Origin of the sequence: Alcanivorax sp. HI0007 (assembly GCF_001635525.1) — a bacterium.
In the GTDB taxonomy this organism is placed as follows: domain Bacteria; phylum Pseudomonadota; class Gammaproteobacteria; order Pseudomonadales; family Alcanivoracaceae; genus Alcanivorax.
Genome location: NZ_LWEJ01000120.1, coordinates 1 through 209, shown reverse-complemented (window position 1 = coordinate 209; position 209 = coordinate 1). Strand labels below are relative to the sequence as shown.

At 51.2% G+C, this 209-nt stretch carries 1 protein-coding gene; it reads right to left on the bottom strand.

Annotated features, from left to right (window positions below):
• Nucleotides 1-209 (bottom strand): aminotransferase class I/II-fold pyridoxal phosphate-dependent enzyme (locus A3714_RS06945; RefSeq protein WP_156493838.1); only part of this gene is annotated, 209 nt, incomplete at both ends.

Here is a 209-nt window from a genome sequence, read left to right as displayed (position 1 = left end):
GAGAATTTTGTCGTAAATCTCGTCGGCAAACACGATCAGGTTGTTTTCCCGGGCAATCTGCAACAGCTCTTGCAGCATGGCCGGTTCGTAGTTGGCGCCGGTGGGATTATTCGGGTTGATGATCACCAGGGCCTTGGTGTTCTTGTTCACCTTGGCACGGATATCTTCCAGTGACGGTTGCCAGTCTTGCTGCTCATCACATAGATAGT